This is a genomic window from Candidatus Chloroploca mongolica, from assembly GCF_004762035.2.
Classification (GTDB): domain Bacteria; phylum Chloroflexota; class Chloroflexia; order Chloroflexales; family Chloroflexaceae; genus Chloroploca; species Chloroploca mongolica.
In genome coordinates this window covers 186-19,439 of sequence record NZ_SIJK02000076.1, presented here as the reverse complement: position 1 = coordinate 19,439, position 19,254 = coordinate 186, and the positions used below count along the sequence as shown (strand labels likewise).

The following is a 19,254-nucleotide window of genomic DNA, read 5'->3' as shown; positions in this document are numbered from 1 at the left end:
CCTGGGCGGGGCCGGGTGTAGGGGCACCCCTTGCGGGTGCCCTGGGCGGGGCCGGGTGTAGGGGCACCCCTTGCGGGTGCCCTGGGCGGGGCCGGTGTAGGGGCAGCCCTTGCGGGTGCCCTGGCGGGGTGCATACACGGAAGATGCAATAACTATGCAGGAAAGGAACACATCATGCCTACGCAGCAACCGTACGACATCGCTATTATTGGCGCCGGGCCGATTGGCCTTGAACTCGCCGTTTGTCTCAAGCTCAGAGGGGTACGCTATGTGCAGTTCGATGTGGGTCAGATTGGTCATACGATGACCTGGTGGCCGCGCCAGACAACCTTTTTTAGTACGAGCGAGCGCATTGCGATTGCGGGGGTGCCGATCCCCAATAATCATCAGCAACGCACGACCGGCGAAGAGTATCTGGCCTATCTGCGGGCGGTCGTCGAGCAGTTTGACCTGCATATCAATAGCTACGAGCCGGTGACCAGCGTGACTGGCTCGGTCGGGGCATTTACGCTGCAGACGAGCCATCGCACCGGGCCACGCACCTATCAGGCGGTACGGGTGGTCTTTGCGATTGGCGATATGCACTGGCCCCTTCGCCTCGATCTTCCCGGTGAGGATCTGCCCCATGTGAGTCACTATTTTCGTGATCCGCACGACTATTTTCGGCGCCGGTTGCTGATTGTTGGCGGCAAAAATTCCGCCGTCGAAGCCGCTCTCCGTTGCTGGCGGGCCGGTGCCCAGGTGACGATTAGCTATCGGCGTGCGACCTTTGATGAGCGCCGGGTGAAGCACTGGCTCATGCCCGATCTGCTGGCCCAGATCGAAGCCGGGACGATCCGTTTTTTGCCCGAAACGATGCCGGTGGCGATTACGCCTGATTATGTTGAATTCGTGCGTACCGTTGACGGCGAACCAGTGCCTGGCCCAACGCTGCGCCACGCGACCGATTTTGTCTTGTTGGCAACCGGCTTTCGCGGCGACCAGAGCCTGCTCGAAGAGGTGGGCGTATTGCTCGAAGGCTCGAATCGGGTTCCCCGGTTTGATCCCGAAACAATGGAGACGAATGTCCCCGGTGTGTATGTCGCAGGCACAGTGGCGGCGGGTGTTCAGCAGCGCTACTCGCTCTTTATCGAAAATTGTCACGACCACGCCGGCAAGATCACCCGCGCCGTGACGGGCCTCTGGCCGACAACGCTTGGTGATATTCCCGCCCGTACCTATGGGCTCGCCTTTGAGCAATTTGAGGCAAATTGACACTCTGCGTTATTTATGGCTTGACAGGTCTCATAGGTATTTGTTATACTTTTTATAACGCACCGTGTAATATTTGTCATACGCTTTGTGAGAAAGCCGGGATGCTTTTTCCCAGGGCAGGTTCAAGAGGGCAGGGTTCTCGTTTTCCCTACCCTATCTTTCCTATTTTCATCAGAGGAAGATCTCATGCGGCGTTCGCTGGCGGCCATCGGCATAGCCGGGCTCGGATTGGTTGGCGCGGGGCTCTATGCCAGGCGTCGCCAGATCATCGCTCGTGCGTTTGGTTTGCGCCCACCCGAATATGCGGTGGCCGTCGAGTATGATCTGCCTGTGCCAATGCCCGATGGCACGGTGCTCTATGCGGATCGCTTTTTTCCGCGTGCTAGCGGGCAGTTTCCGACGATTTTGATCCGCACGCCCTATGGTCGCCCCTCCGAGACTCGGTTGCTCGGGCCGGGTGGTTTGATGGGGGCAGCGCTCTTTGCTGAGCGTGGGTACAATGTGGTGGTGCAGGGGGTGCGTGGGCGGTTTCGTTCGGGCGGGGTCTTTGAGCCTTTTGTCCACGAGCAGGAGGATGGCCGCACGACGTTGGACTGGATCGCTGCCCAGCCCTGGTTCGAGGGCAATCTGGGGATGTGGGGGCCAAGTTATCTTGGCTATACCCAGTGGGCCGTGGCCGCCGATGCGCCGCCGTTTCTCAAGGCGATCATGCCGGTGATTGCGACGAGCCGCTTTTCGCATTCGTTCTATCCGGGTGGCCCGTTTGCCTATGAGTCGTCGCTGCGCTGGGCAACCTATCTCGAGGCAACCAACCGACGCTCGCTTGACCTGGTTGCCCTGGTGCGGGTGTTGCGCCCGCAGCGCGAGGCGACCCTGGCGGCGACGCTGGCTTCGGCTCCGCTCGCTGAAGCCGATCGCCGGGCGACCGGGGCGGTGCAGCCCTTCTTTCAGCAGTGGCTCGCCGAGCCAGGCCCTGATGGGGCCTATTGGTCCAGGGTGGATTTTGATCGTTCGCTTGCGCGGGTGACGCCGGCTGTGCATCTGGTTGCTGCGTGGTACGACATTTTCCTGCGTGACCAACTTGCCGATTATACCGACTTGCTGGCTGCTGATGCGCGGCCCTATCTCACGGTGCTCGCCGGACACCATACCTCCAAGAGCATCCTTGGCGCGTCTGTCCGCGAGGGGTTGGTCTGGTTTGATGCGCTCTTGCGCGGGCGTGACGTGCCGCGCCGACGGGCCGTACGGTTGGCGCTGTTAGGGGCGCACGAAACGCACGAGATGGATTTCTGGCCTCCGCCGGCGCAATTGCAGCGGTTCTATCTGCACGCCGGGGGTTGGTTGCGTGAAACCAGGGCGCAAGAGGCTCCCGCTTCATCGTTCGAGTATGATCCGCACGATCCAACGCCTTCGGTTGGCGGGCCGGTCTTGAGCCCGGATGGTGGGGCGCGTAACCAGGCGCGTGTTGAGGCACGCCACGATGTGTTGCTCTTTACCAGTGCGCCGCTCGAAGCGCCGCTGGATGTGCTTGGCTATGTGCGCCTCGAGGTTTTTGTTCGTTCCAATCTGGCCTATTTCGATCTCGTCGGGCGTCTCTGCGCGGTTGACCCTGATGGGCGGAGCATCAATGTCTGCGAGGGTGCCATCCGGGTTGAGCCGGGTGTCGGTGAGCGTCAACCTGACGGCAGCCTCCGGCTTGAACTTGATCTCTGGGCAACAGCACGGCGTTTTCATGCCGGACAACGCCTGCGCTTGCATATCTGTAGTGGGGCTCACCCCCGCTGGAATGTCAATAGTGGGGATGGACGGGCCTTGATCGACGCGGTTCCTGCGGGACTCCGTGCCCAACAAATGGTCTTTCACGACGCCGAGCATCCCTCCGTTCTGCTTCTCCCCGTTGTCAGCGAGGCGACCAGGCAGGCGATGGCAGGCGAGCAACTCCAGGAGGTTGCAACACCATGATGCATTGCATCCGGGCCGTCGGCCCAGTATGGTTAGGGCTACCGCCCTAACAAGTTGTTTCGTGGGGGGCTGCGGCCCCCGGAAACTCGCGTCGTATGCTGGTGAAAACAGTCGGCATACGTATGGGATCGTAGGGCGACAGCCCCAGGAATGTTTGCTTGTCTGGCAACAGGCCAGTGTAGCTGGCCTGTTGCCAGACAAGCAGTAGGGATGTGGGGGCGAAGCCCTCGAACGCAACGGCAGGCAGGGCTCGGCCTTGCACACAACAACCAGGCGCAGCCAGAGAGGCTGCATCACTACAGCAGCGGTATCACTACCGCATCAAGAGGAGGCCTCGACAATGGAGTACGAGCACAGTGATGAGATCAAGATGCTGCGTCAGACGGTGCGCGAGTTCGTGGATAAGGAGATCCGTCCTATCGCCCGTGAGGTTGATGAAGAGGAGCGGGTACCGCTAGAGACGTTTAAGAAAGCCGGCGAGTTGGGCTTGTTGGGTGTGCCGTTCCCCGAAGTGTATGGCGGGCTTGACATGGGCATCACGGGCTATTGTGTGCTGATGGAAGAGTTGAACCGTGTCTGTGCTAGCCATGCGACGATCTTTGGGGCGCATGCGCAGCTTGCTGCGATGAGTGTTTACCTCGGGGGCAATGAGGCCCAGAAGGACAAGTACCTGCGCCCGATGAATGAGGGCCGTCTCGTGGGGGCTTGGGCGTTGACCGAGCCGAACGCGGGCAGTGATGCGGCTAATCTTAGTACAACCGCCGAATTGCGTGGCGATGAGTGGGTCATCAATGGTCAGAAGATGTGGATCACCAATGGCAGTTTCGCCGATGTGATCATTGTGCATGCTGTGACCGACAAGACCAAAGGTGCCCGTGGTGGGATCACCGCGTTCATCGTTGAGAAGGACTTCCCTGGTTTCCATGTGGGCAAGGTCGAGGACAAGATGGGCCTGAAGGCGTCGCATACCGCAAGCCTCTTCTTTGAGGATATGCGTGTGCCAGCCGAGAATGTGCTTGGTGGCGTCGGCCATGGGTTTCAGGTTGCCATGCGTACCCTCGATATCGGGCGTTGCGGGCTTGGTGGCAGCAGTGTTGGGGCAGCGAAAGAGGCGTTTGAGCTCAGTCGCAATTATGCGATCGAGCGTCACCAGTTTGGTCGCCCTATCGCCGATTTGCAGGCGATCCAGTTTAAGCTTGCTGAAATGGCGGTCAAGATCTATACGATGGAGCAGATCGTCTACGATTGCGCACGCAAGGTTGATGATGGCAAAAATGCGACGCTCGAAAGCAGCATCGTCAAGCTCTACTGCACCGAGATGGCGAGCCAGGTAATTGACGAAGCCATCCAGATCTACGGTGGCATGGGCTTCTCACGTGAAGTGCCCCTCGAGCGGATGTACCGCGATGCGCGGGTCACCCGTATCTTTGAGGGCACCAACGAGATCCAGAAGAGCGTCATCGCCAGCGAGTTGCTCAAGCAGGTTGGCTACCGCGTCAACCGACGCTAAAGCTTGCTGTGCCACTCCTGTGTCTCGAAGAAGCGTTTTCTTGTGGTTGGTGGCGGCGAAAAGCTGCCACCAACCACGAGAAAAGAGCGATACGGAGCTGTGCCCTTAACAAACATAGCATGGTCGTTTAGTCACCCTCGTGCCCCGTAGGATGACAGCTAGCGCAGTCATCAATAGTGCCTGAAATTCCCTCCTCACGATGTTCGGCAAGTGTGGCAGCCTGTGGATGAGCATGGCAGTTGTAGCAGGTATACACGGTATACTGTTGCGGGTTCGTGTGGCATGTCGCACACGCAATTGTGCCCTCACCGCCATGGTTCAGCGGGAAGGTATGATCAAAGATGGCCCCCTCCCAACGGCTCGTCGTGTGACAACTGTTGCAATTCGTGCCGAACTGTCCCAGGTGAACCTGTGGCTCGGCGTGACATGATGCGCAATCCGTGGGTGTACCCTGGAAGATATGGTTGCTGTGACAACTTGTGCAAGGTGTCGCGATGTGGGCACCGGTAAGTGGGAAGGCGGTGCGACTGTGATCGAAGGTCGCCTGCTCCCAACCAGCCGGGGTATGACAACTCGCGCAGTCACTACCGTAGGTGCCATTATGGATGTCATCGGTCTGGTGGCAACCGACACAAGTAGTAGCAAGACCGACAAAACTCGCAACATCGCGTACCTCACCATGGCAACTCGTACACGTAGCCTCGCCGTGCTTGCCAGCGAGAGGAACTGTCAGGGTATTGTGGTCAAAGCCGCTGAAGCGATCAATCCCGTCATGGCAGTTTTGGCACTCTGTACCAAAATCAGCAACGTGTGAGACGACAAAATCAGCCTGGTAGTCCATATGGCAGTCGATGCAAATCGCCTGATCGAAACGATAGGCATTGATTGGTCGCGGGGTAATCTTCAGCGCAGTGTGGCAATCGTCACAGGCAAAAACATACCCATTGCTGGTGTACTGGTGAGCAGTCAACGCGAAACCAAGTGCAGCGTGCGGGAATGCCGTGAGCTCCATTTCCGTGAGAGCAGCAGTCGGTCCGCCATGTTCGGTGTGACAACTCAAACAAGCTCCCCCGTCGGGCAAGGCACCGTGCAGGGTGTCAGGGCTGGTGAGTTGAGCCTGGATGTCGGTGTGGCAATCGAGACAAAGACCGGCCATGCCACGGGTATCGAGCGGGTTGGTATGACAAGCAGCACAATTCCCACCGAGTGCAGCGTGTGAAGTAACGCCGCCAAGTGGTACACCAATCCGCCCCTGGGCATTCAGGGGGCCAGGGCTGAACATACTGCCCCCACCAAGCATCCAGGCGATCACGACAGCAACCATAGCAGCAATCCCGGCGATAATGCCAAAGGGTGTAAGACAGCCAAGACGACGCATCACCAGCCTCCTCAATGCAACAGTGTCGCGTAGTAGAGCGCGGCACCAATATGCACACATGCCAGAGCGAACAGGGCCACTCCGAGGGGGATATGGATGGTATGCCAGAGAGCCAGCAGGCGGCGTGCAACGGCGAGGGATTGGATCTGCCGCAAGAGCCGCTGGCGCTCGGCTAACGTATGGCGGATCTCGACGACCGTTGCTTGATCGATGATCCCAAGCGTGGCAAGGAGACGTTGCTGCTCGGCTCGGTCGCGCCAGGCAAGGAGCGGACGGGCGAGCAGTGCCGTGAGTGGGCCACCAGGAACAGGTGGTGGTGTCGTAAGCAGATCGGCGGATGGTAGATTACGTAAGGCCGAGCCAGGACGGGCTAGCGTCTCTAGACGCGTCGCACTTGCGGTCAGGCGAGCCGTGAGATCGGCGAGCGATAGCTCGGCACCATCCACGCTGCGGGGAATGGCTGTGTAGACATAACGTCCCACGAAGCCACTCAGAACAACCACGACCGTGAGTAAGGTGACGACACCAGCCAGTCCATTGAACCGCCAGGCCGTATGCAACACCACCATATACGAACCCACGATGCCCATAACAATATGCCACTGAAGCCAGGTACTCAGCCGTCCATAGGTGCGCCCGCGTGCCCGTTTGCGTAGCGAGTAGAGGGTTTCGGTAGCCAGCATGAGAAGAAAGCCGATCACACCCAGGCTGTGACCAAAGAAGGCGCCAGGGGCGGTGTCAAGGCGCTGCATGGCCCAGACATAGCAAGCTGTGACCGCTCCAACCCCAATGACGGCTATCTCCAGTTCATAGGTAGTATGGCGCGGCGGCCGTCGCCCCCGAGGTAGTGGCAGTTCACCGCTTGTCTGCATGACTCTGCTCCCATTCAGCATAGAACGACATGATGAGGTCCGCAACGGCGCTCTTATCAGCGAGGAGGGCTTGACGAATAGGCGTAAGATCGGCGTTGGCTGCAATCAGCCGCTGTAGTGGCCGCGAGAGCGTTTGATCCCCCATCACAAGCGCCCCTTTGAGAGTCTGCTCACCAAGCATCAGGCGTAGGCGATTGACCGGATGTGGATCCACAACGACCCACGCTGAGGCAGCCATCCGCCAGGTTTCGCTATCACCACGGGCAATTGCTACGAGATCTGCATCCTCTCCACCACCCACAGACCCGATGATCGTTGTGGGGATACCAGCGAGCAAGGTAACATTCTGCGCTACGGCACTGCGGTAGGGTGTGGGGATGCCTGCCATCGTGGCCGCAGCAGCTTCCCCATGCGCCCGGGCAGTTGCCCAGAGTGTGTCGAGCGTCGCTTTGCCCGTCACTTCATTGTAGACCTGGGCGACGTCACCAGCCGCCAGAACATCCTCAGCGCTCGTCTTGAGGTAGGCGTCAGTCAGAATGCCCCGGTCGAGCTTGAGTCGACCGCTCTGGGCAAGATCGAGCCGTGGATGCGTGCCAATCGCGACGGCCAACAACTCACACGGGATGCGCTCGCCAGTCATGGTCTCGACCGCGACAAGGCGACCGCGTTTGCCGATCGCTTCACGTATCTGACTATGATGGTGAAGGATGATCCCTGTAGCACGAAGATGATCCTCGACAAGTTGCGATTCATCGGGGTCGAGCACATTGGCCCAGTAACGCGCCCCGCGCAGCATGTAGTGAACCCGGCACCCTCGCGCATTGAGGCCCTCGGCAATTTCCAGGGCGGTGATGCCACCACCGACAACAACGGCTTGCAGACCTTGACGCGCACGGCGCACAATGCCACGGGTATCGGCAAGGCTATCAAGGGTGACGATGCCGTCGAGGTCGCTCCCAGGGAAGTCGGGCAAGGCTGCACGCGCACCCGTGGCGAGAAGCAGTTTGTCATAAGCGAGGATTTGCCCATCAGCAAGGGTCAGGCGATGCGTACGCGGATCAAGCGCATCAGCCCGAGCCTGCACCCAGGTCAAGCCGAGCGCACGCAACTCGGCGGGCGAGCGAGGAAAGAGTTGCGTCTCTGGTATAAGCCCACTGAGATAATAGGCGAGACCGGGACGCGAATAGAAACCCGCAGGATCGTCAGTAACGACTGTAACACTGGCCGACGGCTCACGGGTGCGTAACGATTCGGCAGCGGCAATGCCAGCTACGCCCGCTCCGACAATAACATAGCGCAGGCCCATTAGATTCTTCCTCTTTGTTACGCACGCGAGCGATCCGTTGGTGCAAAACGGAGCACACCTCGTGGGCAGCGGGCGATGCATTGCCCGCAGGTAAGGCAGCGTGAATCTTCAATCGCTGCGCTGCACCAGACGTAGGCTCGTACGTCAAGACCGATCGGGCAGTTGTAAGAGCAGATACCACACTGGACACAGCGCACCGAGTCGGCAACGACCTGTCCTGTGGCAAGCACCTCGGCCCTGATGAGATCCAGGGTGAGGGATCGTGCTACGAATGTCATCAAAACCTCTCTCTCGCATGGGCGACATTGTTTGTGGCCGCCTGTACGATAGTTATGACTTCTCTGTTGAGCGTAGCACCAGTTACTTGGAATTTGCTTGGAATTTTGATGATCTTGGTAACGGAGTGATAATCTATGGTGAAGCAACCTTATCGATCTGTGCTGACGATCCTTCACCTGCCTCGCCACCCTTTTCCTGTGAGCAACCTTGGAATATGACGTGATGCTTTCCAATGTGCTTCCAAGGAAAGAGTTGTAGAGTAGGCTCACATATCATTCTAGTAAGGAGCTTCATTCTTATGAACCAACGTGCTTTGTTTGCTATCGCCGCAGCAGTGACTGCCTTTGTGCTCATTCTGCTTGCTGTGTTCGGCCCTGGTTTCTCTGGTTCTAGCACGACATCTACTCCCACTGATGTGGCACCCGTCCAGGCGACTACGGCCATTGGCACACAGCCCATGACAAGCCCAACGACCCTCCAACCTTCAAATCCATCAGACTCTTATCCGGTCTCGGCGGAACAAGCAGCTAGCCTTGCTGTTGCCAATAGCAGTGGTGCTACGCTCACAGGCACACCTATGCTTGTAACCTATCAGGGTGCCGTTGCCTATGAAGTTCCATTAAGCACAGGTCTCGTCTATGTGGATGCAACCACTAGCCAGATCCTCGCGACCCCTGGCGCTACCACGACCTCAAACGGAAATGCAACCATGAATGACAATGGCGGAGACGACGACGATGATGACGATGATGACGATGATGATTAACCGTACCTTTTTTAATCATCGTGTCTTGAACAAACAGCCAACTTTGCTGGCTGTTTGTTCAAGACACGATGGGTTGTAGGGCTTTAGTTTGCACATAAAACACCCTTCACTGCATCGTATATAATGCACCGTATGCTGTATCGTCCTTCGCTGGTGCGTGTGGCCCAGGTTGCGCTGGGGTTGCTCGCGATTGCCTATCTGCTCTATGCTGCTGCGCATGTGCGGCAGCTTCTGGCGTTTCCTTTTCCTCTTGACTATGGCGAAGGCCCTCTGGTCGCTCAGGTCGAGCGCCTGCGTGCTGGGGTGCCGATTTGGCGTCTCTATGCTGATCCAGAGAACGCCCCTTTTCTGATTGTCAATTATCCTCCGCTCTACCTGGTGCTTACGGCGGTGCTGACGCCGCTGACAGGGTCGGTGTTGATCGCTGGTCGCCTGCTTTCCCTGGTTGCGACGCTTGCCGCAATGGGGGCCATTGCCTGGCTGTCCCACCCTGGGGCCACCACGGCTTCCCCTACGGTACGCCGTACGTCGTGGTTGCTTGTGCTCCTCTTTCTTACCATCCCAATTGTCCGCGAATGGTCGGCCCTCATGCGGGTTGACCTGCTCGGTCTGGCGCTCGGGCTCTGGGGCTTGGTGGTGCTGGTACATCCGCCGTTGCCCTCGCTGCGCCGTGTGGCCGTCGCTGGCCTCTTGTTGACTGCGAGTCTCTTTGTCAAGCCGTCACTCCTTGCGGCCCCGGTTGCCGCCTCGGCCTGGCTTGCTTGGCAGGTCTTGCCAAGTCTGATCGATGCTCGGCAGACGCTACCGGGGCGCAGGCGACGCCGTCGCTATGCCGACCGCTTGCCGCTCTACCGCCTGGTGGTGCTTGGGTTGACCCTCGGCTTGGCAGGCGGGCTCACCTTGCTTGCAATGCAATGGGCGAGCCAGGGCTGGTTTGCGCTGCACGTCGTCGCGGCCAATGCGAATCGCTGGGACGCCGAGTTGGCGCTGCAGTTCTGGGCTCAGCAGATCCGCCTGCGCTGGGCGCTTGCGGCTGCGGCCTTGCTGGTTGTATTCGCCGGGCTATCTCTGATGCGCCGCGCCCCTGTTGCGGCTGCCGCTGAGAGGCTGTCTGAAAAGGGTGTCAGTGTCGTTCGCCACCACGTGATGCACCCTTGGAGTGCCGGCTTTAGCCGGCTAAAGTCGGCACTCCGAAGCAAACCGTCGACTTTTCAGACAGCCTCTGAGGCTGAGCTGGATGCTTTGCCGTCCAGATCCTCGTCGCGAACCCTCCCCTGCTCCGCTGTCGAGCGGGAGCCAGGGGGTGAGGTCAGTTGGCCGCGCTCGTCGTTCCAACTCGCGCTCTTGTATACGCTCGCCGGTTTTCTTACCGCGCTTGGCGTGGGCAAGGTTGGCGCGTATAGCAACTATTTCCTCGAACTCTACGCTGGCCTGATCTGGCTCATCGCGCTCGCGCCGAGTCTGATACGCTGCTGGTTGCCGTGGCGTGGCCTGCTCTTCTATGGCTTGCTTGTGCTGGCACTGGCCTACTATCCGCCGTTGTGGCACGCCGACCAGTTGCGCCCGGCCAGTCTGGTCGAGCCATTGAAGCCGCGGTTCGTCTTTGGGCGTCATGGGTTGCTGACCGATGCAAGGCGGCAGGCCGAAGTGTTAGCGGCCCAGACCAGGGTTGGTACGCTGCTCACGATGACAGTGCAAGCGGCGGGGCCGGTGGTGCTGACCGACATGCCCGGGGTTGCCGCCGCCGCCGGGGTGACCTCACGGCTGCAGGCGTTCGAGATGCGCCAGTTGCTTGATCAGGGACTGGCCGACGAAACGGCGTTGCTGCACGAGCTCGCCAATGGCACGCTGCCCCTGGTGGTCCTCGATTACCTGGGCAACTGGCTAAGCCCCGGTGTCGTCGAACTGGTGCAGCGCCGTTATGCGCACGACGGCTCGCTCGGCACCTTCGATCTCTATCGTCCGGTTGCAACCGGGCCCGCCTCCCCGCTTGACGGCGAGCTTGTCCTCGGCGACACGGCTTTGCGTCTAACGAGCTATGCCATTGTGCCGTCAGTGGGGCAAATCTACGAGCCGGGTGAACTGGTGACGCTGACGCTGCTCTGGCAACGCACGGCTATGCCTCCTTCCAACGATAACCTGAGCGTCGTAGTTGACCTGACCACCCTCGATGGCGGCATTGTGGCAACCAGTACACGCCGATTGATCTACGGGGTCTATCCACCATCGCGCTGGCCGACCGACGCGACGGTGCAACACATGCATCCCTTTGCTGTGCCAACGAATCTGCCGCCAGGCTCGTACCAGATCAAGGTCAGCCTTGCTGATCCTAAAGGCGCATCAGCAGATGTGATCTTGCCGACGACCCTCGCGGTTGCGCCGCAGGGAGGGCAGTATGTCGCCGCAACCGACTATATGGTGCCGGGGGTTATGTGGGCCGCCTGGACAAACCTGGGGGGCCTCGAGCGCCTCGGGTGGCCGTTGACGCCGCTCGTCCCGTTTGACTGGGGGCGCCTGCAATGTTTCGAGCGCCTCTGCCTCGAACTCCGGGGCAACGCAGTGACCCCGCGCCCCTCCGGGACAACCCTCTATCTCGGTGAAACCCGCCGGAGCACCACGTGTCGCGATGGAAACGATGCGAACGAACGTCTCTGCCCATCCATGGCCGAAGCCGCAGCACGCATCGCCCTGCCTGGCACACCGGTGAGTGGCGAAATTTGGCAGGGTGATCGCATCGTTCAATGGACCACCCATGCCCGCTTTGAACACCCCCTCGACGACGACGCTGTCATGCTCGGGCGACTTGGGGCCGAAACCTTGCGCCTCCCGCCAGGGCAGCGCTATCGCTGGCCGTAGCTCCGCCGCCCGTGCCTTTTGGGATACTGCTGGCAAACGTTGGATGAGCGACCTTCGCTCAGAGAGCCTGTACTCCCCACAGCGTCGTTGCGGTTTTTTGCGGAGGAGGGCTGTGACGACCTCGCTTGGTGGCCCACGCCGCACGAGGCGCAATTTCTCGACGCAAGACGACCCGAAAAACGCAGGGTGCCGCTCAGTTGGGGTTTGCCAGCAGTATCCCAAGAGGGCCAGGGGCGCGCAGCGGGGTGCCAACGCCAGCCATGTCATTCCGAACGGAGTGAGGAATCTTCGCTGCTACGCATGGAAGACCCCTCGCTGCGCTCGGGGTGACATGGCTGGTGCAGCGGGGTGACACGGCGGGCGCTCGGAGTGACAGGGCGGATGCCTTGGGGTGGCAAGGGCGCGCAGCGGGGTGCCAACGCCAGCCATGTCCTTCCGAACGGAGTGAGGAATCTTCGCTGTGGCGCATGGAAGACCCCTCGCTGCGCTCGGGGTGACATGGCTGGCGCAGCGGGGTGACACGGCGGGCGCAGCGGCAGCGGGGTGACACGGCGCGCCGCCCCCCTTGCCCGTGCCCTACCAACGCAGGGCACGGGCAAGCCGTGCCCCTACAACGCACCGCCGCCCGTACGGGCACGGCTTGCTCGTGCCCCTGCCGCCCCCCGTACGGGCACGGCGTCGCCGTGCCCCCACGCCCCGCCCCCACGCGTGCTTCGGCCCTACGATATATATGGTATACTACGCATAGTTTTGATAAGATTTGTATAGATTCTGAAGAAGAGCGCGTGCGCTCAATACAAAGGTAGTTCGCTCATGTCCGTGCAGACTGGCATTGTGATGCTTAACCTCGGGGGACCAGCGACCCTCGATGAAGTCGGCCCTTTTCTCGTTCGCCTCTTTGCTGACCGCGAAATTATTCAGTTGCCCCTGCAAGCCTGGCTCGGCCCCTTCATTGCACGGCGACGCACCGCTGCCGTGCAAGAGAATTATCGCCTCATTGGCGGTGGTTCACCGATTTTGCGCTGGACCACCATCCAGGGCGAGGGCATGATCCGTTGGCTCGACCGGCTCTCGCCGGCGACGGCCCCTCATCGGTTTTATGTCGCTTTTCGCTATGCGCCTCCCTTTAGCGAAGATGCCTTGCGTCAGATGCAGGCCGATGGGGTGCAACGTGCGGTCGCTTTTACCCAGTATCCCCAGTTTTCCTGCGCCACCACCGGCTCAAGCCTCAACGAGCTCTGGCGTGCAGCGCGGCGGCTCGGCCTCAGCAACGCTTTCTCTTGGAGCGTGATTGACCGCTGGCCGACCCATCCCGGTTTTATCGAGGCAATGACCCGTAGCGTGCAGCTTGGCCTGGAACAGTTTCCTGCCGCTGAACGAGACAATGTGCTCTTGCTGTTTAGCGCCCACTCGCTGCCCCTCAAGATCATTGACCGTGGCGACCCGTATCCCCAAGAGATTGGTGCAAGTGTGCAGGCGGTGATGGAGCGGCTTGGGTTTGCGTACGAATATCTGCTTGCTTACCAATCGGCGGTTGGTCCAGTGCGCTGGCTTGGGCCACAGACCGAGCAGGTGATCAAGCAATTGGGTGCGCAGGGGCGGCGCAACGTTCTCGTTGTCCCGATTGCTTTCACGAGTGACCACATTGAAACGCTCGCCGAGATTGACCATGAATACGGCGAATTAGCTCACCGCGTCGGCATCACCAACTTCAAACGTGTTCCTGCCCTCAACGACGACGAAAACTTTCAGCGTACCCTGGCTGATCTCGTCGCTGACCACCTTGCAAGCGGGCGCAATCACTCGCGCCAGTACCCCCTGCGCTGCCCCGGATGCACCAGCGACCAGTGTCGCAACCTGCTCAATCCGGTTGCCTCGCCGGAATCCGTTGAGCTCGCGCACAACAGTCAGCTGCGCTTGTAGGGCAACCGCTCTACACACCCACGCTTGGGGGGCTGCGGCCCCAAGCATCTCGCTTGTGCTGGCGAAAACGGCCAGCTTCGCTGGCCGTTTTCGCCAGCACAAGCATGGGTTTTTAGGGCGACAGCCCTAAAAACCCATGCGCATCAGTCCGCAGGCCCCCAAAAATCAATCCTATGGATGAGGTGCCCACAGCCTGGCTGTGGTACCATACGTCCTATGAACATAGCACCACAAACCCTCGAAACCCTCGAGTTTTTCAAAATTCGCGAGCATCTCGCTCGCTATACGGCCTTTTCTGCGTCACGCGAGCTTGCCCTCGCGCTCTTGCCTTCGACGCAGATGCCCGAGGTTCGTCAGGCCCTCGCGTTGACCAGCGAAGCCCGTCAGTTGCTCGATGAGTTTCCTGATCTTTCGATTGGCGGCGTTCGCGATATTCGTCGCGCCGCTCGCCATGCCGAGCGCGGCGGGTTGCTCGATGGCCCGAGCTTGCTTGAAATTGCGGGTACGACAATGGCTGCTCGCCAGATCCGCACTCGTTTGCTCAAGCTCAACCCCGAGCTCTTTCCCCTTGTGATCGAGCGCGCCGCGTTGCTGCCGATCCTGCCGCCGCTTGAAGATGAGATTCTGCACGCGATTGGTGATGATGGCAATGTGCTTGATAGCGCAAGCGCTGAACTGGGCCGTCTGCGCCGCGAGATCCGGATTGCCTTTGCTCGCCTCCAGGAAAAGCTTCAGCATATGATCGGGTCGGCTACCGTTGGTGCTGCCCTGCAAGAGCCAATTATTACTGTGCGCAACGGGCGGTATGTGGTGCCCGTCAAGGCCAGCCATCGCAAAGATGTACGCGGTCTCGTGCATGACCAGTCGAGTAGCGGTGCAACGCTCTATATCGAGCCAATGGCGGTGGTCGAGTTGAATAATCGCTGGCGTGAGTTGCAATCTGCCGAAGAAGAGGAGGTGCAGCGCATCCTCGCCGCACTTGCCGAGCGGGTGGGTCTTGCCGCGCCGCTGCTTGTGGCCGCCGTCGAAGCTATCGCCGAGCTTGATCTCGCTTTTGCCAAAGCCAAATATGCAACGAGCCTGCGCTGCGTCGCCCCCGAGGTGGTCAACTGGTCGCCTGATGTGCCGCTTCCCCCGGTGGCTGATCCTCAACTTGTTGACCCCGACCGTGAGCGAGCACCATTGTTGCTCACCGAGGCGCGCCATCCGCTGCTTGATCAAAGTACCGTCGTACCAGTGACGCTCTGGCTCGGCGATTCGTTTCGTTTGCTGTTGATCACAGGCCCAAATACCGGCGGAAAAACGGTTGCCCTCAAAACGACCGGCTTGCTGGCGCTGATGGCCCAGGCCGGTCTGCATATTCCCGCTGCCGCCCCGTCGCGCCTGCCGGTCTTCCACCATATCTTCGCCGATATTGGCGACGAACAGAGTATCGAGCAGAGCCTTTCGACCTTTTCGTCGCATATGCGCACGATCATTCGCGTCCTTGGTGCGCTCGAAGCAGTGCCGTTGCCCGAAGAACTCTGGGATGCCGATCACTGGAAATTGCTGAGTGAAGAACGCCCGCCTGCGCTGGTGCTCTTTGATGAACTCGGGGCCGGTACCGATCCGGTGGAGGGTGCCGCTCTCGCCCGCGCCATTGTCGAGCGCCTGCTCGAACTCGGTGTGCTCGGTGTCGCGACGACCCACTATGCCGAGCTCAAGGCGTTTGCCTACAATACCGATGGCGTGCAGAATGCCTCGGTCGAATTTGACCTCGAAACGCTTGCCCCCACCTATCGTCTGAGCATTGGCTTGCCAGGGCGTTCCAATGCGCTCGCGATTGCGCGTCGACTCGGCCTCGATTCTGTGCTGGTTGACCGGGCGCATAGCACGCTTGACCGGAGCGATGCAGCGGTCGAGGATCTGCTCGCCGGCATTCATAAAGAACGTGAAGCAACGGCACGTGCCCTCCAACGTGCCGAAGAACTCCGCGTTGATGCCGAGAAGTACCGCGATCGCCTCGAACACGAATGGCTGCAATTTCAGCAGCAGCGTGAACAAGAGACTGAAGCCGCCCATCGTGAGCTCGAAGAAGAATTGCGCGAAGCACGCGGCGAACTCAAACGGTTACGTGACGACTTCCGCAGTGTCTCGCTCTCGCGTCAGTGGCTCGAAGAGGCCGATCAGCGCTTGAAGGATACTGCCGAGCAGGTGAAAGCCGCCGCCAGGCAAGCTAGGCCTGCCACCGTCGCCCCGCGTACTCAGGAACCGCGCCCATTGCAACCTGGTGATACCGTCATGGTGCGTTCCGTCGGGCTCAAAGGCGAAATCGTCGCGCTCGATCATGAAGACGCCACGGCGACCGTTCAGGTTGGTGGGTTTCGGATGACGGTTGATCTCCGCGAATTGACCCGCGAAAAAGGTCAGCCTGAAACGGCGAATTCTCGTCGCGACTATCGCCCCGAACGTACCGTCTCCCTCCCGCCTCCCCCAGATGTCTCCATGACCTTCGATATGCGTGGCTGGCGCGCTCACGAAGTGAGCGACCGGCTTGATCGCTACCTCAACGATGCCTACCTCGCCGGCCTCTCCCAGGTGCGCCTCGTGCATGGCAAAGGTACAGGTGCCCTGCGCCAGATCGTGCGTGATGTCCTCCAGACCCATCCCCTGGTCGTCAATTTCACTGGCGGCGGGCGCGATGGTGGGGATGGTGTGACGGTTGCTACCCTCGTTGAACGCTAAAATCCTTCCTGGGCTACGAAATGTGTTGGTTGGGTGAAAGATGCCAGTAAAGCTGGTGTCTTTCATCGAACAAAACACGTAGCGAATATCTGCAAACAAAAAGCATTTGATCGTTTAATATATGCTTTGAGGGATTTTGGTCGGGTTCTGTTGAAGGAAATACCCCATGACTGGCACAAGCACACGTCCTGAATCCCCTGACCGCATTCGTCACCTGCCCAACAGTGTTGCAGTGGTGGCTACCAGTGATGGTGATGTGCTGGTGCATTGTCCCCCCGAGACTCTGAAATATTTGCTGCATGATGGTCTGATCCCTCCATCAATTATTCTGCTGCCGGTTGATCTGACGGCAGGGCAGGAGCTCGGCTCGAGTGGTTTTGTGCGCCGGGGGATCAACTATGCGAGTGTCGAGTTTTTGATCTACTCGAGCTTCTTTGGGCAACAACGCAAAACGCGCCTGGTGACGGTCACTGAGCACCAGGCCCGGCGTCTGCGCACGATCCTCAACGAAACAATCCGTGGGCCTGCTGATTCTGAAGATTATGGTGAGTTTGCCTGGGTGCAGCAGGAGTGTGCTGCGGTCGGCTATTATGCACCGCTTGGGCGTGTGTTGATGTTAGAGGATCTCGTCGAGATTGTGAGCCTTGAGGCCGGGGGCGGCGCTTTTGGGGTGACGCAACTGGCCCTTGAAGATGACCATTTTGTCTTTCGTGAAGAAGGCCGCGTCATCGCTCGTCTCACAACCCAGATTACGACGCTTGCCGTGCCACTTCATCTCGCCCCACCGCGCCCGCTCCAGCGGCAGGAGATTACGCTGCAATTTATTGGCGGCAGCGATGGCTTTGATCCCTCCGGCATTACCACCTGTTTTCTCGCCTACCTCGGCTCAACGGTGCAGATCCAGGCAACGCTCTTTGATGCGGCGGCCTATGTTGTGCTGCGCCTTGGCAATCTGGGCGTCTCGCCAAGCCATATTTCTGAGGTGGTCCTGTCGCATCTGCACGAAGATCATCTCGCCGGGTTGCCCGAATTGATCCTGATGGGCAGCCATCGGGTGCGCTTGGTCACTTCGACCTTGATCTATCGTAGTCTGCTGCGCATCCTCGAAGCAATGCTCGATGTCCCGGCGCATCAGGTGGCGACGCTCTTTGATTTCTACTGCCTTGATCCCGGAACCCCGCTTGAATTGGAAGGACGCCACTTTGAGGCGATCTATGCGATCCATTCGATTCCCACGATTGCGGTGCGGGTGCAGGGTCTCTGCTATTCGGGCGATATGCGCTACGATGAGACCTGGTTTAGCGAACTCGAAGCCCAGGGTGTGTTGCTGCCCTGGCGTCGTGAGCAACTAATGCGCTTTGCCGAAGGGGCGAGCATTCTGGTGCAGGATGTTGGCGGCGGATCGATCCATACGACAATGTCGGCCCAACTCCTTCAAACGCTCAGTGCCAAGAGTCAACGCCTGGTGCTCGCTCATACCAACAAGCATCAGTTGCCCGAGGATAGCGATGGTCTGGGCGATCGCATTGAGTTTGCCGGCAGTGGCATGGTCGTTGGCATGGGTGCCCATGTGCCTGGCGATACCTTTACCGAGATGGTCGAGACGATTGCTGCCTGCCCAATCTTTGCCCGTTTGCCTATTGGCGAGCGGCTGATCCTCGCTAGCCAGGTCGAAGCGGTCAATTGGGCCGATGGCGATGTGATTCTGCACCAGGGGGATCCCTCTGATGGTGTGACCTATATTGTGCATTCTGGCCTGGTCGCGATCGATATGGATGGGGCGCAGATGCGCCTGCTAGGGCGTGGTAGCAGCATCGGTGAGCGTGGTGCCCTGCTTGGCGAGGCCCGTACGACCACGATGCACGCCCACGGCGAACTCCAGCTTTTGAAACTCACCCCCGAGGTCTTTTTGCCGATTGCCAGAACCTTGCATCTCGTCGAGGCATGTACCCGTGCCGACTGGATGGCCGAGCTGCCGATGCTACGGAGTTTGCCCTGGGCCAGTTTGCTTGATCTTGCGCTCGATTTTCAACCCCATCATCTGTTGCCGGGTGATATCCTCTTTTCGGCAGGCGAACCTGGGTACGAAGGCTATCTGCTGGTATCTGGTACCATGCGCCTGAACGATCCTGCCGGTAATGAATTGGCGCTCAAAGCAGTACCTGGCACCTTCATTGGTGGTTATGCTGCCCTCTTGGGCGCGCCACGGCGTACCAGTGCCCTGGCGGTTACGCCAGTCATTGTGTGGAGCCTGCCGGCCTCGACGCTCGAACGGCTCAATTTGCTCTACCCTCATCTCCTCTTACACCTGCGCACGATCGCCGAGTAAGCGGCTGTCTGAAAAGCCCTGATCGGGCGAAGGGGCCGTGCGCCAACCTAGGAAGCGCGGGCCGTCGTCTGCGGGAACGACATGGCGAACTGGCC

Annotated in this window: 12 protein-coding genes; 8 read left to right on the top strand and 4 right to left on the bottom strand. The window is 59.6% G+C overall.

Features of this window, described 5'->3' with window-relative positions; translation table 11 throughout:
* Positions 1-174: 174 nt before the first annotated feature.
* From EYB53_RS27035 to EYB53_RS27025, 3 genes are all read left to right on the top strand, one after another.
* Positions 175-1,254: an NAD(P)-binding domain-containing protein gene (locus tag EYB53_RS27035; protein WP_135480701.1), complete on the top strand. Its 1,080-nt coding sequence runs from the start codon at positions 175-177 to the stop codon at positions 1,252-1,254.
* Between the two features lie 186 nt (positions 1,255-1,440).
* Entirely contained in the window at positions 1,441-3,216 is a 1,776-nt protein-coding gene (locus EYB53_RS27030) for a CocE/NonD family hydrolase (RefSeq protein WP_254151172.1), read from the top strand.
* 340 nt (positions 3,217-3,556) lie between these two features.
* Positions 3,557-4,726 carry an acyl-CoA dehydrogenase family protein gene (locus EYB53_RS27025; RefSeq protein WP_135480699.1) on the top strand — a complete coding sequence of 390 codons (1,170 nt, stop codon included), beginning with the start codon at positions 3,557-3,559 and terminating at the stop codon, positions 4,724-4,726.
* 127 nt (positions 4,727-4,853) lie between these two features.
* Here the strand turns inward: EYB53_RS27025 and EYB53_RS27020 are convergent, their stop codons facing one another.
* The 4 genes from EYB53_RS27020 to EYB53_RS27005 are packed head-to-tail and all read right to left on the bottom strand — an operon-like array spanning position 4,854 to position 8,560.
* Entirely contained in the window at positions 4,854-6,104 is a 1,251-nt protein-coding gene (locus EYB53_RS27020) for a cytochrome c3 family protein (RefSeq protein ID WP_135480697.1), read from the bottom strand.
* A gap of 11 nt (positions 6,105-6,115) precedes the next feature.
* A complete protein-coding gene (locus EYB53_RS27015) occupies positions 6,116-6,976 on the bottom strand; it encodes a hypothetical protein (protein ID WP_135480695.1) in 861 nt (286 codons plus the stop codon).
* A complete protein-coding gene (locus tag EYB53_RS27010; protein WP_167857522.1) occupies positions 6,960-8,282 on the bottom strand; it encodes an NAD(P)/FAD-dependent oxidoreductase in 1,323 nt (440 codons plus the stop codon). Before EYB53_RS27010 ends, EYB53_RS27015 begins: the two co-directional genes overlap by 17 nt.
* A 17-nt stretch (positions 8,283-8,299) precedes the next feature.
* Positions 8,300-8,560 carry a 4Fe-4S dicluster domain-containing protein gene (locus EYB53_RS27005; protein ID WP_135480691.1) on the bottom strand — a complete coding sequence of 87 codons (261 nt, stop codon included), beginning with the start codon at positions 8,558-8,560 and terminating at the stop codon, positions 8,300-8,302.
* Between the two features lie 299 nt (positions 8,561-8,859).
* Here EYB53_RS27005 and EYB53_RS27000 point away from each other — a divergent pair, with 299 nt between their 5' ends.
* From EYB53_RS27000 to EYB53_RS26980, 5 genes are all read left to right on the top strand, one after another.
* On the top strand, positions 8,860-9,327 hold the full coding sequence (locus EYB53_RS27000) for a hypothetical protein (protein ID WP_135480689.1): 468 nt from the start codon (positions 8,860-8,862) through the stop codon (positions 9,325-9,327).
* A gap of 132 nt (positions 9,328-9,459) precedes the next feature.
* Complete coding sequence (locus EYB53_RS26995) at positions 9,460-12,183, top strand: hypothetical protein (protein ID WP_135480687.1); 2,724 nt, start codon at positions 9,460-9,462, stop codon at positions 12,181-12,183.
* Between the two features lie 813 nt (positions 12,184-12,996).
* Positions 12,997-14,106, top strand: coding sequence for a ferrochelatase (gene hemH / locus EYB53_RS26990; RefSeq protein ID WP_205712711.1), 1,110 nt, complete (start codon positions 12,997-12,999; stop codon positions 14,104-14,106).
* A 216-nt stretch (positions 14,107-14,322) separates the two neighbouring features.
* A complete protein-coding gene (locus tag EYB53_RS26985; RefSeq protein WP_135480685.1) occupies positions 14,323-16,830 on the top strand; it encodes an endonuclease MutS2 in 2,508 nt (835 codons plus the stop codon).
* 166 nt (positions 16,831-16,996) lie between these two features.
* Entirely contained in the window at positions 16,997-19,159 is a 2,163-nt protein-coding gene (locus EYB53_RS26980; RefSeq protein WP_135480682.1) for a cyclic nucleotide-binding domain-containing protein, read from the top strand.
* Positions 19,160-19,254: the final 95 nt, after the last annotated feature.

Excerpts from the sequence above, each read along its gene's own strand:
- EYB53_RS27035 (WP_135480701.1), top strand. The coding sequence starts at position 175 with ATGCCTACGCAGCAACCGTACGACATCGCTATTATTGGCGCCGGGCCG.
- EYB53_RS27030 (WP_254151172.1), top strand. The coding sequence starts at position 1,441 with ATGCGGCGTTCGCTGGCGGCCATCGGCATAGCCGGGCTCGGATTGGTT.
- EYB53_RS27025 (WP_135480699.1), top strand. The coding sequence starts at position 3,557 with ATGGAGTACGAGCACAGTGATGAGATCAAGATGCTGCGTCAGACGGTG.
- EYB53_RS27020 (WP_135480697.1), bottom strand. The coding sequence starts at position 6,104 with ATGCGTCGTCTTGGCTGTCTTACACCCTTTGGCATTATCGCCGGGATT.
- EYB53_RS27015 (WP_135480695.1), bottom strand. The coding sequence starts at position 6,976 with ATGCAGACAAGCGGTGAACTGCCACTACCTCGGGGGCGACGGCCGCCG.
- EYB53_RS27010 (WP_167857522.1), bottom strand. The coding sequence starts at position 8,282 with ATGGGCCTGCGCTATGTTATTGTCGGAGCGGGCGTAGCTGGCATTGCC.
- EYB53_RS27005 (WP_135480691.1), bottom strand. The coding sequence starts at position 8,560 with ATGACATTCGTAGCACGATCCCTCACCCTGGATCTCATCAGGGCCGAG.
- EYB53_RS27000 (WP_135480689.1), top strand. The coding sequence starts at position 8,860 with ATGAACCAACGTGCTTTGTTTGCTATCGCCGCAGCAGTGACTGCCTTT.
- EYB53_RS26995 (WP_135480687.1), top strand. The coding sequence starts at position 9,460 with ATGCTGTATCGTCCTTCGCTGGTGCGTGTGGCCCAGGTTGCGCTGGGG.
- hemH (WP_205712711.1), top strand. The coding sequence starts at position 12,997 with ATGTCCGTGCAGACTGGCATTGTGATGCTTAACCTCGGGGGACCAGCG.
- EYB53_RS26985 (WP_135480685.1), top strand. The coding sequence starts at position 14,323 with ATGAACATAGCACCACAAACCCTCGAAACCCTCGAGTTTTTCAAAATT.
- EYB53_RS26980 (WP_135480682.1), top strand. The coding sequence starts at position 16,997 with ATGACTGGCACAAGCACACGTCCTGAATCCCCTGACCGCATTCGTCAC.